This is a genomic window from Pseudomonas psychrophila (assembly GCF_001043005.1).
Taxonomy (GTDB): Bacteria; Pseudomonadota; Gammaproteobacteria; order Pseudomonadales; family Pseudomonadaceae; genus Aquipseudomonas; species Aquipseudomonas psychrophila.
On the sequence record NZ_JYKZ01000003.1, the window covers coordinates 208,519 to 222,565 of the forward strand.

Annotated in this window: 19 protein-coding genes and 1 tRNA gene; 9 read left to right on the top strand and 11 right to left on the bottom strand. The window is 55.2% G+C overall.

Annotation, left to right across the window (positions count from 1 at the left end; all coding sequences use genetic code 11):
• The first annotated feature begins 19 nt into the window (after positions 1-19).
• Together TU76_RS10095 and TU76_RS10100 are read left to right on the top strand one after the other, a co-directional pair.
• Positions 20-1,168, top strand: a complete 1,149-nt coding sequence (locus tag TU76_RS10095; protein ID WP_048351577.1) for an MFS transporter — start codon at positions 20-22, stop codon at positions 1,166-1,168.
• 50 nt (positions 1,169-1,218) lie between these two features.
• Positions 1,219-1,764, top strand: a complete 546-nt coding sequence (locus tag TU76_RS10100) for a 1,2-dihydroxy-3-keto-5-methylthiopentene dioxygenase (protein WP_048351578.1) — start codon at positions 1,219-1,221, stop codon at positions 1,762-1,764.
• Positions 1,765-1,830: 66 nt separating this feature from the next.
• Here TU76_RS10100 and TU76_RS10105 read toward each other — a convergent pair whose 3' ends face one another.
• On the bottom strand, positions 1,831-2,109 hold the full coding sequence (locus tag TU76_RS10105) for a DUF3509 domain-containing protein (protein WP_019826575.1): 279 nt from the start codon (positions 2,107-2,109) through the stop codon (positions 1,831-1,833).
• A 291-nt stretch (positions 2,110-2,400) separates the two neighbouring features.
• Here TU76_RS10105 and TU76_RS10110 point away from each other — a divergent pair, with 291 nt between their 5' ends.
• The 4 genes from TU76_RS10110 to TU76_RS10125 all read left to right on the top strand — a co-directional run bounded on the left by TU76_RS10110 (position 2,401) and on the right by TU76_RS10125 (position 6,246).
• Positions 2,401-2,934 carry an ankyrin repeat domain-containing protein gene (locus tag TU76_RS10110; RefSeq protein ID WP_019826574.1) on the top strand — a complete coding sequence of 178 codons (534 nt, stop codon included), beginning with the start codon at positions 2,401-2,403 and terminating at the stop codon, positions 2,932-2,934.
• Between the two features lie 67 nt (positions 2,935-3,001).
• Complete coding sequence (locus TU76_RS10115) at positions 3,002-3,532, top strand: hypothetical protein (protein WP_019826572.1); 531 nt, start codon at positions 3,002-3,004, stop codon at positions 3,530-3,532.
• An 83-nt stretch (positions 3,533-3,615) separates the two neighbouring features.
• Positions 3,616-3,807: a PLDc N-terminal domain-containing protein gene (locus TU76_RS10120; RefSeq protein WP_019826570.1), complete on the top strand. Its 192-nt coding sequence runs from the start codon at positions 3,616-3,618 to the stop codon at positions 3,805-3,807.
• Positions 3,808-4,176: 369 nt separating this feature from the next.
• Positions 4,177-6,246, top strand: coding sequence for an LTA synthase family protein (locus TU76_RS10125; protein WP_019826568.1), 2,070 nt, complete (start codon positions 4,177-4,179; stop codon positions 6,244-6,246).
• Positions 6,247-6,303: 57 nt separating this feature from the next.
• Here TU76_RS10125 and TU76_RS24675 read toward each other — a convergent pair whose 3' ends face one another.
• Entirely contained in the window at positions 6,304-6,462 is a 159-nt protein-coding gene (locus TU76_RS24675) for a DUF3309 family protein (RefSeq protein ID WP_088500097.1), read from the bottom strand.
• 198 nt (positions 6,463-6,660) lie between these two features.
• On the opposite strand from TU76_RS24675, the gene TU76_RS10135 reads away from it, so the two are divergent.
• Positions 6,661-6,993 (top strand): YnfA family protein, encoded by a 333-nt coding sequence (locus TU76_RS10135; RefSeq protein WP_019826565.1) that lies wholly within the window; start codon positions 6,661-6,663, stop codon positions 6,991-6,993.
• A gap of 135 nt (positions 6,994-7,128) precedes the next feature.
• Positions 7,129-7,332, top strand: a complete 204-nt coding sequence (gene csrA, locus TU76_RS10140) for a carbon storage regulator CsrA (protein WP_019826563.1) — start codon at positions 7,129-7,131, stop codon at positions 7,330-7,332.
• Here csrA and TU76_RS10145 read toward each other — a convergent pair.
• The 7 genes from TU76_RS10145 to TU76_RS10175 form a co-directional block, all read right to left on the bottom strand.
• Positions 7,329-7,556, bottom strand: a complete 228-nt coding sequence (locus TU76_RS10145; RefSeq protein ID WP_019826561.1) for a YheU family protein — start codon at positions 7,554-7,556, stop codon at positions 7,329-7,331. The genes csrA and TU76_RS10145 overlap by 4 nt on opposite strands.
• A 45-nt stretch (positions 7,557-7,601) precedes the next feature.
• Positions 7,602-8,603 (bottom strand): glycosyl transferase family protein, encoded by a 1,002-nt coding sequence (locus TU76_RS10150; RefSeq protein WP_048351579.1) that lies wholly within the window; start codon positions 8,601-8,603, stop codon positions 7,602-7,604.
• Positions 8,600-8,935: a TusE/DsrC/DsvC family sulfur relay protein gene (locus tag TU76_RS10155; RefSeq protein WP_019826557.1), complete on the bottom strand. Its 336-nt coding sequence runs from the start codon at positions 8,933-8,935 to the stop codon at positions 8,600-8,602. The genes TU76_RS10150 and TU76_RS10155 overlap by 4 nt, the downstream gene beginning before the upstream one ends.
• The gene (gene tusB / locus TU76_RS10160; protein WP_019826555.1) at positions 8,932-9,219 is read right to left on the bottom strand and encodes a sulfurtransferase complex subunit TusB; all 288 of its coding nucleotides are present in this window, start codon (positions 9,217-9,219) and stop codon (positions 8,932-8,934) included. Before tusB ends, TU76_RS10155 begins: the two co-directional genes overlap by 4 nt.
• Entirely contained in the window at positions 9,219-9,581 is a 363-nt protein-coding gene (gene tusC / locus TU76_RS10165) for a sulfurtransferase complex subunit TusC (protein WP_019826553.1), read from the bottom strand. The genes tusB and tusC overlap by 1 nt, the downstream gene beginning before the upstream one ends.
• A gap of 1 nt (position 9,582) precedes the next feature.
• A complete protein-coding gene (tusD, locus tag TU76_RS10170; RefSeq protein ID WP_046810454.1) occupies positions 9,583-9,975 on the bottom strand; it encodes a sulfurtransferase complex subunit TusD in 393 nt (130 codons plus the stop codon).
• Positions 9,976-10,085: 110 nt separating this feature from the next.
• The gene (locus tag TU76_RS10175) at positions 10,086-10,757 is read right to left on the bottom strand and encodes a Bax inhibitor-1/YccA family protein (protein ID WP_019826549.1); all 672 of its coding nucleotides are present in this window, start codon (positions 10,755-10,757) and stop codon (positions 10,086-10,088) included.
• Between the two features lie 123 nt (positions 10,758-10,880).
• On the opposite strand from TU76_RS10175, the gene TU76_RS10180 reads away from it, so the two are divergent.
• Positions 10,881-10,968 (top strand) — tRNA-Ser (locus tag TU76_RS10180).
• Positions 10,969-11,219: 251 nt separating this feature from the next.
• On the opposite strand, the gene TU76_RS10185 is transcribed toward TU76_RS10180, so the two are convergent.
• On the bottom strand, positions 11,220-12,857 hold the full coding sequence (locus TU76_RS10185; RefSeq protein ID WP_231984110.1) for a CapA family protein: 1,638 nt from the start codon (positions 12,855-12,857) through the stop codon (positions 11,220-11,222).
• Between the two features lie 59 nt (positions 12,858-12,916).
• The gene (locus tag TU76_RS10190) at positions 12,917-14,014 is read right to left on the bottom strand and encodes a M14 family metallopeptidase (RefSeq protein WP_046808956.1); all 1,098 of its coding nucleotides are present in this window, start codon (positions 14,012-14,014) and stop codon (positions 12,917-12,919) included.
• Positions 14,015-14,047 lie beyond the last annotated feature (33 nt).

A 14,047-nucleotide genomic window follows, 5' to 3' on the forward strand; every position in this document is an offset into this window, starting at 1 on the left:
GCGCCATGGTCTGACGACCGTGGCGACTCTTCCTTACTGGCGACTGTCAGGGTTCTATCTCTTCTATTTCGCCTTGCTCGGCGCGACAGCGCCGTTTCTGGCGCTGTACTTCCATCACTTGGGCTTCTCCAGTGCGCGAATAGGCGAACTGGTGGCCATCCCGATGCTGATGCGCTGCGTGGCCCCCAATTTGTGGGGCTGGCTGGGGGACTACACTGGCCAGCGCCTGTTGATCGTGCGGTTGGGTGCGCTCTTTACCTTGCTCAGCTTTGCCCTGATTTTTGTCAGCCAGAGCTACGCTTGGCTGGCGCTGGTGATGGCGCTTCACGCTTTCTTCTGGCACGCCGTACTGCCGCAGTTCGAAGTCATCACCTTTGCCCATCTACGCGAGCAGCCCGAACGTTACAGTCAGATTCGCCTGTGGGGTTCGATCGGTTTTATCCTCACCGTGGTGATTTTGGGACGTCTGTTTGAGTGGCTGAGCCTGGATATTTACCCGGTAGCGCTGATCGTGATCATGGGCGGCATCGTGTTGTGCAGCCTCTGGGTGCCGAACGCGCAACCTTCGAGTCAGGGTCGTGTAGCCATCGTCGGCGGCTTTTTAAAGCAATTGTGCAGCCCCGGTGTCCTGGCGTTTTATGCCTGTGTCGCGTTGATGCAAATGAGCCACGGACCGTATTACACCTTCCTGACCCTGCACCTTGAAGACCTGGGTTACAGTCGGGGAGTGATCGGTTTGCTCTGGGCCCTGGGAGTCGTCGCCGAAGTCCTGATGTTTTTGGCCATGCGCCGTATCCTGCTCAGGTTTTCGGTGCGTCGTGTGTTGATGTTCAGTTTCTTGCTGGCCGCATTGCGCTGGCTGTTGTTGGGCTCTTTTGCGGAGCACTTGTGGGTATTGCTGTTGGCGCAACTGCTGCATGCTGCCACGTTCGGCAGTTTTCATGCCTCGGCCATGACCTTTGTACAGCGCAGTTTCGGGCCGGGCCAGCAAGGGCAAGGACAGGCTTTGTACGCCACCCTGGCCGGGATTGGCGGCGCAGTGGGGGCGCTGTATTCCGGCTACAGCTGGAACACCCTGGGCCCCACGTTCACCTTTAGTATGGCAAGCGTCGCAGCGCTGACCGCAGCCGTTATCATTGCCACTCGATTGCAAGAGGGCAGGCGTTAATCACTGTCCGTAACAGCCGAATGCACGCCCAAGTCAAGGAACCACATCCCATGAGCAGCCTGTCCGTTTATCACGTATCGAGCCCTGAATTACCCAACAAAGTGCTGACCCACTTTGAAGACATCGTTTCTACGCTGGCCGAGCAGGGTGTGCGTTATGATCGTTTGCAAACCACGACACCGATCCGGCCGGGAGCCAGCGAGGACGAAGTGGTCCAGGCCTGCCGTGAATCGATTGATCGGCTTATGAGTGAACACGGTAGCGTCTGTATAGAGGTTGTCAGCGTCAACAGCGAACACCCGCAAAAAGCCGAGTTGCGCGCAGGGTTTATGAACGAGCATCGACATGGCGCTGATGAGGTACGTTTTTTTGCCGCCGGACGCGGACTGCTTGCGCTGCACATCGGCGATTACCTGTATGCGGTGCTGTGCGAGCGGAACGATGTGGTCTCGGTGCCTGCCGGCACTGCGCAATGGTTTGATATGGGTGAGCACCCGCACCTTGTTGCCATCAGGATGTACAGCAGCACGCAGGGCATGGTTGCGAATCCGACTGGGGCAGACATCGCCAGCCACTTCCCAGGTCTTGACGATTAGATCGTGCACCTGCCGGACACAACAAAAAGCCAGCAATCGCTGGCTTTTTTGCATCAGTCGTTCTGACTAGCGCGTGTGATAAGTCGGCAGTGCGAAGCGATGCTGGCTTTGCAGCAGCGAAATCGTCGGCAGTTCACTGGCGGTGCCGGCTAGATCGCGGCGAATGGCGCTGATGGCCCACGTCAGTTGTTCGGCGGTGTGCAATTGCGCGTATGAAATCGTGCGCTGAGTCTGCTTCCCGTCGCTGTCACACAGGGTCAACAACACTCCGCCATCTGGACGGGGTTTGACGGTAACTGTGTAATTGGAGAACAACGATGCGAATTTTTCCTGAATCAGGCTCATGTGTTTGGCTCCATAGCTCTTGAAAGGCTTCTATGGAGGGGTAGTTGCAGTGATTGTGCCACTATTCTGATTTTAAAAAATCCTTATTAATCAATGACATAAAATTTATTAAAAGTGAAGGTGTCGTGCAATTTGCATGAAGGGCCATCGTGCATCCTGCATTTTGCCCAGTTGATATGAGGCCTGAATCTGCGATTGATTGCTTCTATGGCCATGTTGAGAAAAAAAGGGATGACACCTTTGCTCTGTCTCAGGAAACTAGGTTTTTTTGTAGCGAAGGTGGAGCCTTACATGTCAGACAACAAGCCAGCAGATCAAGCCCGGCAGATGACCCCGGAAGAGGCCGCCGACTTTGCCGAGCAGGTGTTCAACAAAGCGCGCGACGGCGATGCTGCAATGTTGGCCGCCTTGCTGAGCAAGGGTTTGCCGGCTAACTTGCGCAACCATAAAGGCGATACTTTGCTGATGCTGGCCAGCTATCACGGGCACGCAGAGGCGGTCAAGGTGTTGCTTGAACACAATGCCGACCCCGAAATCCGCAATGACAACGGCCAAAGCCCGATTGCCGGTGCAGCTTTCAAGGGAGATCTGCAGATGGTCAAAACCTTGGTCGAGGGCGGCGCACAAGTTGAAGGTGCTTCGTTTGATGGCCGAACCGCACTGATGATGGCCGCCATGTTCAATCGCACCGAGATCATCGATTACCTGATCAGCAAGGGCGCTGACCCTAAAGCCAAGGATGCCAACGGCATTACTGCGCTGGATGCCGCCAAGACCATGGGCGCAACCGACGCCGTGGCTAAACTTGAGAAGCTGTTGGGCTGATTGCCCGTGAAGGGCGCAATTGTTATATCCTTCGCGCCCTTAAATTTCCCAGTGACAGGCCTCGCCCATGAAAACCACTCTCGTTGAACTCATCAGCAAAATCAGCTCTGGGTGCATGGGCGACGACGAAATCGCCACAATCGCTGACGAGGCGGCTCAAGCTTACGCTGATCAGGATGCGTTTCTGGCTGCCAATCCGGACATCAACTACGACGACAGCTTCCCTATCCCTCTGGGTGAGTGGGTAATTGTGGGTAGCTTGCCGGACACTGTTTTGTTCCAGGCAGATACCTACATGGACCTGTTTGCCCAGATCGTTGCTTCGTTTGGTCCGGACGTCGCGTTCAACATCAAACCCAAGCAGTTGGCCAAGACCGAGCCGCTGACGGCGCTGAACCGCATCCAGATCCAGATGGGCAGCATGAGCGCCGAGAAGGGTGGTTATGTGTTGTTAAACCTGAGCCAGCCGCTCGATGATGAGATTCAAGTGGTGCTGGTGTATGGCAATGACGTGCCTCGCGTGCTGGAGTTGTGTGCCGAAGCGGGTATCGCGGCAGCACCTTCGCTCGAAGCCTTGAAGGTTGCCGTGCACGTCTGAAGCTGTGCCGGTGCAATAAAAAGCGGAACCCTGGCTGCGGGTGACTATCCTATGTGCACACGTACTCACTCAGGAGCGTCATCATGGGTTCAACGTTTAATGGACTGATCGGTTTGATTATTTTGGCCCTGGATATCTGGGCCATTATCAACGTGCTTAAAAGTGGTGCCGGGACCGGGGCAAAAATCCTTTGGATCTTGCTGATTCTGTTGCTGCCGGTGTTGGGGCTGGTCATTTGGGCCATCGCCGGGCCGCGGGGGAATGTGCGCATTTAAGCAACTGGGTTATCAAGCCGCGGTGCCGACACTCAACGGCTGTGCAAAGACTGGAAAGGGCCTGATGGCCCTTTCTTATGTTTCAAGATGTGCTTTGAACGAAATTTTCACGGAATCTTTAAGACAATTCGCACGCAAATTATCGGCTACATAACTTGCAAACACCTCTAGCGCGGTGTTTTGCGGTGAGTGTCGGGCCAAATCCTGCTTAAAGAAGAGCGATGTACCAGTGGAAATCCACCGGTGATCATGCAACATTTGCCCCCCCAATGCGTGACCTCTCTGCCTGTGCCAACGCGCACGGGTGCCAAGGGCAGGGCAATGCTCAATAAAGCCACTTCAACATGAACCAATGGGTCCTAAAACGACATGGCAAACCCGGACGCCCCAAGTCAACAACATGCTGCTACGCGTGTGTTGCAACCGACCGTCAAATCGCATCTGGCGTTTACGCTGCTCTGTGCCTTGATCATGATGGTGATGTTCACCCTGCTGCGGGTGGCATTGCTGGTTTATAACCGGGAAATGATCCTCGATACCCCGGCCTCGACTTTCCTCGAAGCGTTCGCCAACGGCCTGCGTTTTGACTTGCGTATTGTCGTTTACTTCAGCATTCCATTGCTGTTGGCGCTGCTCAGTGCCAAGGCAATGACCATGCGCGGTGTATTGCGCTTCTGGCTGCTTGCTGCTTCCAGTCTGGCGCTGTTTTTGGGCCTGATGGAGATGGATTTCTACCGTGAATTCCATCAACGCCTTAACGGCCTGGTTTTCCAGTACGTTAAAGAAGACCCGAAAACCGTCATGAGCATGCTTTGGTACGGCTTCCCGGTAGTGCGCTACCTGTTGGCCTGGGCCGTTGGCACTGTCATTTTGTATTTCGCATTCCGTGGCGCAGACCGCATCACCCGTTCAAGCACTGCCTCGGGCGCCTCCCGCGCTGTTGCGCCGTGGTATGGCCGTGTAGCCGTGTTTATGGTGTTGTTGCTGGTGTGCGTGGTCGCGGCCCGTGGCACCCTGCGCCAGGGTCCTCCGCTGCGCTGGGGTGATGCCTACACAACTGATTCCAACTTCGCTAACCAATTGGGGCTCAACGGCTCTCTGTCGTTGATTGCTGCTGCCAAAAGCCGCTTCGGTGACGATCGCACCAATATCTGGAAGGCTACGCTGGAGCAACCGGTCGCTCAGCAGACCGTACGCGACATGCTGCTGACCGAGAACGACAAGCTGGTCGACCCGGATACTGCTCCTGTGCGCCGTGATACCACGCCGCCTGCGGAAAAAACCCTGCCGATCAAGAACGTCGTCGTGATCCTGATGGAAAGCTTCGCCGGTCACTCGGTGGGCGCCTTGGGTCGTCCGGGCAATATCACACCGTACTTCGACAACCTGGCGAAGGAAGGTTTGCTGTTCGAACGTTTCTTCTCCAACGGTACCCATACCCACCAAGGTATGTTCGCCACCATGGCCTGCTTCCCGAACCTGCCGGGTTTCGAATACCTGATGCAGACGCCCGAAGGCAGCCACAAGCTGTCCGGCCTGCCGGAATTGCTGAGTGCCCGTAAGTTCGATGACGTGTATGTCTACAACGGTGATTTTGCCTGGGACAACCAGTCAGGTTTCTTCAGCAACCAGGGCATGACTACTTTTGTGGGTCGTAACGATTTCGTTGACCCGGTGTTCTCGGACCCTACCTGGGGCGTGTCCGACCAGGACATGTTCAATCGTGGCCTCGAAGAGCTGAAAAAGCGTGAAGGTAAAGAGCCTTTCTATGCGCTGTTGCAAACCCTGTCCAACCACACGCCGTATGCCTTGCCTACGCCGTTGCCGGTTGAGCCGGTGACTGATCGCGGTTCGCTCAACGAGCATTTGACTGCGATGCGTTACTCGGACTGGGCATTGGGCCAGTTCTTCGAAAAAGCGCGTAAAGAGCCGTACTTCAAGGAAACCCTGTTTGTTGTGGTCGGTGACCACGGCTTCGGCAACGAACAGCAAATTTCCGAGATGGACCTAGGGCGCTTTAACGTACCCCTGCTGCTGATCGGGCCTGGTATTCAAGAGAAGTTTGGTGCCCGCAATGACACGGTGGGTACTCAGGTCGATATCGTTCCGACCATCATGGGTCGTCTGGGTGGCGAGTTCCGTCAGCAGTGTTGGGGGCGTGACCTGCTGACCCTGCCGGAAGGCGACAAGGGCAGCGGTGTGATCAAGCCGTCTGGCAGTGACCAGACCGTGGCGATCATCAGCGGCGACCATTTGCTGGTTCAGCCCAAGGATATGCCGGCCAAGGTTTGGCAGTACAAGTTGGGCGCCAATGCCGAAGCAAAAGTGGTAACCGATTCGCCTGAAGCGACCGAGCTCAAGCAAAAGCTCGAATCCTTCCTGCAAACCGCTACCAAGAGCCTGCTGGACAACACCGCAGGCGTGGCTGATCCGAAGTAATCAGCCGGGTAAATAAAAAAGAGGCCTCAGGGCCTCTTTTTTATTGTGTTGCTGGCGTCAGATCTTGCCGAGCAACAGCAATATCAACAGCACAACCAGTACTGTCCCGATAATCCCCGACGGTCCATATCCCCAGCTTTTTGAGTGTGGGAATACCGGCAGTCCACCGACCAACAGCAAAATAAGAACGATCAGAAGAATCGTGGTCATGAGCATTTCCTTCTTGTTGTGTTGCACCAATATGCAGGTTTTGGGGCGCCGCTTGAGGAGCAAGGATGGGCAGTGCTTATAAAATCCGACTCAACTGACAGGCGAATAATTCAACTTTTATGCGCTTCAGTTGAAAAACACTTCCACCTTGATCGGCAGCAGACCCGCAGGTAGGGTGCGCGCTGCCTATCTGGAGACACACGCATGCTCAACTACGTATGGTTTTTTTTGGCAGCCTTGTTTGAAATTGCAGGCTGTTACGGATTTTGGATGTGGTTGCGCCAAGGCAAAAGTGCATGGTGGGCATTGCCGGCGATCGTGAGCCTGGTGCTATTTGCCTTGCTCTTGACCAAAGTCGAAGCGGCTTATGCCGGGCGAGCATATGCCGCCTATGGCGGTATTTACATTGTTACGTCCATCGCCTGGTTGGCGGTCGTGGAACGTATTCGGCCGCTGGGGTCCGACTGGATTGGCGTAGGGTTGTGTGTGATCGGCGCAACTATCATCTTGCTGGGGCCGCGCTTTTCAAGCCCGTAAAAGGCTTGTTTGTCAGTTAGTCTGTAGGAGGTATCTGAGGAAGCAGTAGGCGTGCGCTGAATTCATTTGTAGGGATTGATGGGGTGTTTTACGCAGTGCAGTCTTTATGCCTACTCAGATCCTAGGATGACAGCCATGCAGATACTCACCCGTGCCGCAGGCGAGCGTATTTCAATCGGATCAGAAATAACGCTGAGCGTTATTGCCGTAAACGGTACTAACGTGCGCTTGGGGGTTGAGGCCCCCAAGGCCATCAGTGTTCATCGCGCTGAAATCTATAAGCGGATAAAAGATGGCAATGCCGGGCACCTGGCAGGTGGCGCGCTTGCAAAGGATTAATCAAAGAACTCTTTTGGCACGGCGTGCTTGGGCATCAGCTGGCACTGCTGGCTTTCGAGGTCGAAAAAAATGACGGCTTGCCCTTTGCTCAGCGCATGCCGGACACGCAGCACGCGGGTTTCCTGGGGTGTGTCATCGCCGTTGTCAGTACCATCACGGCTGACGAAATCTTCGATCAGACTCGTGAGGGTGTCGGGTTCAAGCTGGTCGTAGGGAATTAGCATGGGGCGGTCTCGCAAAAAGGCAGAATTGGGCGGCCAGTTACAGCATCAAATCGATTTGTCACGATTATCCCAATAGCGCTGGGCCAGCTCAAAGGCTTGCTCTCGGGGCGTGCCCAACCCTCTGAGTGCCAAGGCGATGGTTGAAAGCAGAGCCAGTTGGGGGTAGCTGTCTTCGACTTCGCCACGCCATAGCGCCTTAAGGTGCTCCGGCTCCAGCGATGCGGGTTTGACATGGCGTTGTGCAGACAAAGCGGGCCACTCTTCATCCCAGTTCACACCTGCCGTTGTGCCGTAGAGATGGCTCAGCGTGTCGGGGTTGATTTCGACCTCGCCGCCATCACCCTTGATCACGATGCTGGTGTCTCCCAGTAAGCCACTGGCTTCGCGGTGCACACTTTGATAGCCCGGATGGAAAATGCTTTGCAGGCCGCAGCGTGCACTAAGGGGATTAAGAATGCGTGCCAGAGAGTGAATCGGCGAGCGCAGGCCCAAGGTGTTGCGCAGGTCGATCATGCGCTGCAATTGTGGCGCCCAGTCCTGTAGCGGCATAAACGCCGGGTTGCCTGCATCCAGGGCTTCGTTAACGCTCTGCCAGTTGCGGCACAGTGGAATGCCAAGCGTCTCCAGAAGCTGTTCACTGTACATTCGGCCCGCCGTATGGGCGCCACCACCATGCATGAAAATGCGCACGCCGTTCTGGGCCAGGCACTTGGCAGCCAGCAGATACCAAGGCAAGTGACGCTTTTTACCTGCGTAAGTCGGCCAGTCGATGTCGACCTTGATCGCGGGCGCTGTCAGACGCTCCCTCACAGCCTCAGTGAAACCTGCCATTTCTTCGGAGCTTTCTTCCTTGTGACGTAACAGCATCAGGAAGGCACCCAATTGGGTGTCTTCTGCCTTCTCGTCAAGCAGCATGCCCATGGCCTCGCGAGCTTCTTCGCGGGTCAGGTTGCGAGCACCACGTTTACCTTTGCCCAGAATGCGTACAAATTGCGCAAAAGGGTGTTCGGCCGGGGTTTCGAGCGTCAGCGCAGCGGGAGTGTTCATAGGCAATTGGTCGGCTTGGGCAGGCCCGCCAGCTTGGCGGCGAGTTTGGCTGGGGTGCCATTAAACAGTCGGTTGAGGTGCAAGCTGTTGCCTTTTTCAGGCCCCAGTTTGAGAGCGGTGTACTTGATCAATGGGCGCGTGGCGGGAGACAGTTCAAACTCCTGATAAAAGCGGCGCAACAACTCAAGGATTTCCCAGTGTTCGGGACTTAGCTCGATACCTGCTTGAGCGGCCAGTGCCTGGGCAACTTCAGTAGACCAGTCGTTGAGATCAAGCAGGTAGCCGTCTTTGTCCAGTTCGATGCTTTTACCGCTCAGCGTAAGCACATTCATAGCCAGGTGTTGACCTTGTCATAATGAATCGACAGCTCGACAAAGGCCGGGTAATCAACACCAGTCGCCCATATCGGGCACTCAAGGTTGCGCACCAGCAAGTCCTCTTCAAGGATAAAAACGTTTTTGTCTTCCAGGGATGTGAGAGCGCTGCCTTGAAGCTGCAGGGCGTATACCGCATCGCCGCAAAGCAGCAGGGCATCTTCACTGCCCAGCAAGCGCAGGCAGCTACCCAGGCGGGTGTCAGAAAAAGGTGAGTGGCTCACAACGTGTAGGGTCGACATCAGAGGGTGATCACTTGGTCATAACGGTCAATAACTGCACGGACTTCCTCTGCGGACAGTGGCTGCACATCTGCTACCGCAAGGCCTGCGGGCGAGATGCCGCGTTCGTTGAGGCTGTGACGGCAAGCATACAGATCTTCAACACCAAACATGGCCAAGGCTTGCAGATTGGCAGTGAGGTTTTTTTGTTGAAGGGCGGCAGCGTTTTGTTCGGGCACGAGCTGAAAAGTACCGTCATCCATAAACAGCAGGCCAATCGGCAAATCGAAAGCACCGCCAGCCAGAACGATATCCAGCGCTTCTTTGGCCCCGGGGCCAGACCATGGCGCCTGGCGGCTAATTATCAAAAGCGACTTGGTCATTTCAAGGCCCTCCGAAGCAGATCAGTCTATCTGCCGATTGAATGGCATCGTGTAACTGCCCCAGCCCCGACAATTCCCACGGAGCTTTCAGGTTGACCCCGGGACGTTGATAGCGCGCTGCTTCGTCTTCATTAAGCACGCCTCGGCGCAAGGCAGCGGCAATACACACCACGCCATCAAGCTGATGCTGACTTATGAAGGTCGTCCATTGTTGCGCGATATCCTGCTCGTCTTGCGGCGTCACGATATTGCTCGAAGCGCTGTGAACACCGTCTTGATAAAAGAACAGCCTTACAATTTCATGGCCGCCCGCCAGCGCTGCCTCGGCAAAACGCAGGGCGCGACGGGAAGAGGGCGCATGGGCTGCCGAATATAGGGCAATGGCAAATTTCATGGTGGGCTCTGTCAGCAAATCTGCGGTAATGATAAAGCCAGAAGCCCAAAGATGCTTGCAGCAGACAACAAAAAGCCCGCCGAAGCGGGCTTTTGTGTAGCGGTTGTTGATCAGTCGTCGCGGCTCATGATGCCGAAAATTTGCAGCAGGCTGATGAACAGGTTGTAGATCGAAACATACAGGCTGATGGTAGCCATGATGTAGTTGCGCTCGCCGCCATGAATGATGGCGCTGGTCTGGAACAGGATGCACACCGACGAGAACAGTACAAAACCTGCGCTGATCGCCAGTTGCAGGCCACTGACCTGGAAGAAGAAGCTAGCCAGCGTCGCGCCCAGCAGCACAAAGAAGCCGGCAGTGATGAAGCCGCCCAGGAAACTCATGTCCTTGCGGGTGATCAGCACATAGGCGGACAGGCCACCAAAAACCAGAGCGGTCATTGCAAATGCAGAACTGACAACTTCAGCGCCGCCCTGCATGCCCAGAAAACGGTTAAGAATAGGGCCCAGCAGGAACCCCATAAAACCGGTCAGGGCAAAAGCAGACACCAGGCCCCATGCCGAATCACGCAGCTTGTTCGTCAAGAAGAACAGGCCGTAGAAACCGATGAGGACGACAAAAATATTAGGGTAGCCGACTCGCATCTGCTGCGAGACGTAAGCCATCACACCGCTGAAAGCCAGGGTAAGAGCCAGCAAACCGTATGTGTTGCGCAGGACGCGGCTAACCTCTAGCTGCTCGGCCTGCACGCTGTTATTAACTGCGTAATCCTGTTCGCGCATGGCGATACTCCTGTGGTTTGAAATGTTAAGTAGCAAAGATCATAGCAGAGGCTCTGAAACAAGCGATCAAGAGAGTTTGACAACGTGTTTCATTCAGGTATTATGGCGCCCGAAACAACGTTAGGAGGTGTGGCCGAGTGGTTTAAGGCAACGGTCTTGAAAACCGTCGACTGTAACAGGTCCATGAGTTCGAATCCCATCGCCTCCGCCATATTGCTACACCGCAGAGCCCGCCTTTTGGCGGGCTTTGTCGTTTCTGGGGGGTGGGGAAACTCAGCGTTTGCCCCATCCCTTGCTCACCCCGAGCAGTTTTAGAGCCCGATCCAGCGCTCTGGAAAGTAGCTTCTCTATCGCATCGGGCGCGTAAAAAAGCGGCCGCAACTGGATGCGTCTATATCCAGCCCGGCCAACAATTCCGAACTTGAGTCCTGCAAGGGACGGGTGTTTATCTCAAATCATTCTCTAGAGGTCTGAATAGAGGCTCGAAAGAGGTGACAGGATCTCCTTCCACACCTTGTCACGCAGATGAGGCAGTTGACTCTTTTCCAGCTCGGTCAGGCCGTAGTGGTCTGGGTTGCTCAGGACATTTTCGAACTTGACGATGCGGCAGTTGTAGTCGGTCGTGTCCCGTTTTTCGTTAACGATATAGATGGGCAGTACCTTTAGGTTATACAGCCGAGTCACCCCAAGGGTTTTGCCAATGTCGAACTTTACGGAGTAGGCAAGTTTTGAGTTGCGACTCTCTGGATGGAAGCTCACAAAGTCGCCGAAAGCGTAGATGACCAACGCATCCTGTTTGCCATGCCGTGGAATCATTTGCGCTGGCTGGCTGACGTGCGCGTGGTTGCCGAGGATGGTGTCCACGCCGCACTCGATAACCTTGTGCGCGGCATCAACAATTTTTGCATGGGGGTACATTTCGAACTCCCACCCCCAATGGCAGTAGGCGATGATCCAGTCAGCGCCCTTGGCCTTGGCGGCAGCGACCTGTTTTTTGATCAGGGCGTAATCCGGAGGCGGGTCAACGTCGTTGAATCGCACTTCGTTGGCCAGGTAAAGCTCCCCATCCCGTGAGTGACCGTTGAGGTCAAATGTGTAAGACAGGAGAGCGACTTTGATGCCGTTTTTTTCCACCACGACGACATCATCCTGCTCGGCCTGACTGCGGGCAGTGCCGGAATAGTAGGCCCCTGACTTCTCAAGTACTTTGAGTGTGGCCTCCACGCCTTCCTTACCCCAGTCCATCGCGTGGTTGGTCGCTGTGCTGAAGAAGTTGATCTTCGCTTCATGGCGGAACTTGTTGAACATCGCTTCAGAGGTGTTCATTTGCGCCGGCTTGCCAGTTTGCTGGTGGCGCCCTATAGGCTTGCTCTCATCAACGGTCGACTCCAGGTTGGCACTAACGATGTCAGCGGTGCTGTAAAAATCTGTGATGTCGTCGAACAGGTGCGGTGTGTTTTCAGGCGTCAGCACATCCACCGCAAGCAAGTCACCCGCACATGAAACTGAGAGGACGGGAATAACCGGGAACACACCCCCTTGTTCAATTGAGGGGTCACTCAGGTTACGGAACTTCAAGGTCTGGTCAGCGAAGAATCCTTCGAGCCCCGACTCTTTTTCGGCAACTTCAAGTTGATTAAGCCAGTAGCGGTAGAGCCACTTGGTCTTCTGGAAAGTATTGCCCGAGATGTCATACACGCCTGTTTCGGGCTGCGGGTAATGAAACTGCTCATAGCAGATGTAACTCATCAGCAAAACACCAAGTCTGAGCAGGGTGCGCTGGTGTATCGGGTCCTTGAGGGCAGGGGGGAGTACTCCAAATCCGGGATCATCAAGGAATTCCTCGAGCAAGATCTCTGCCTTGAGTAATTGAGATGGATCGGCGAGCACCGGCTCAAGCCTCTCCCAGACCCGCTTCGGGCCCTGTTGTGCAATCCAGCCGAACAACGCCCGCGCGTAAGCCTCTTCCTCGGGGCTGATGGTCTCGACCATTTCCAGGTCGCCATCAGCGACGCGCCGCAGTATGTCGATGGTCTCGGCTTCGTGCCCATCCAGGCAGCATTTGATTGACCGTACAAGCTCCTTTAATGCTTCAAACATATAAGCATTCATCCTGAATATCCTCTGGGTTTGCTTGGTGATTACAGCGCAAGTCGATTTTAACTACGTACTTTCGGGGTGCCGGCCAGCCCGAGCCGGGTGAGTTCAAGCACGTCTTGCGCCTGCTGCAGCACCCGGCGTTTCCATGGGTCGGTATCAATATAGAAGGCATCGCGCAGTTGGCGTTTGATCTGCATTAACCGTTCTGCTGGGACAGCGGCTTGGTTGTGCAACCACTGATCGGCACGCAGCGCTTTGAGCACCATTGGTCCGGGTTTGGTGCCGTACTCCAGGGTCAATCCGTTGTATTGCGCGTCGGGGCATTCCTGCATCACGGCTAAATCAAGGGTGCCGTTTAAAACGGCTGATGAAGAAGTACCTTGTGTGCTGAGGGTGACCTGTTCACCCCACCAGCTTCGTGCCCGTGCAATCGCGTCCGGGGTATCGTGTCCTTTATAAATACGCTCTCCCACGCCACTGGGACCAAGCCCTGTATGCACATCGATCCAGCCTATGCGCCGACATTGGCTGCCATAACGTCGAATGATCTGGCGAACCTGTACGTTGCTCCAGGTGGGCTGGGTGCCCGCAAAAAACAAGCCGTCAGGGTCGTTGTGTTGACCTCGGGTGATGGCTGACTGTAAGGCTTTGGTGCCGTGGCGTAACGCGTACCCAAGGAGCCCGAGGGTACTGAGCAGCGTGGGCGGTTGACGCCGGGGCACCAGTAACGGGGCGATCGAGGTGTATTCGGGGTTACCTGGCAATGGCCGGTTGAAGTCCATGAAGTTGCGATTGATATCGACATTGTCTTCGTTGACGCGACGCAGCCAGGAGAAGCCATAAGGGTTGACCGCATGCACATAAAGCACGGCCATATTCTGATCCCGGCACTGCCTGCTCCAATCATGATTGCGCAGATGATCCACCTGAACAGCCGAGCCGCAAAAGCCTTCAACGCCATGCACGCCGCTACTCACTACCAGCAGGTTGGCTGCTGTGGGTGAACCAAGAAGTGCGACATCAATTGCCAGCTCTTCTCCATCGCGACCGGGTAACGGGTGAGCGCGGGATTCAACTTCCAGATGGGCATAGGCGCAAGCCTGCAGGAATTTTTGCCGAGCTTCGGCGTAGCTTTGTGAAAAGCAGGATACGTCCATCAAGGATGTCCTATTAACAGTCGTGCCAAATTT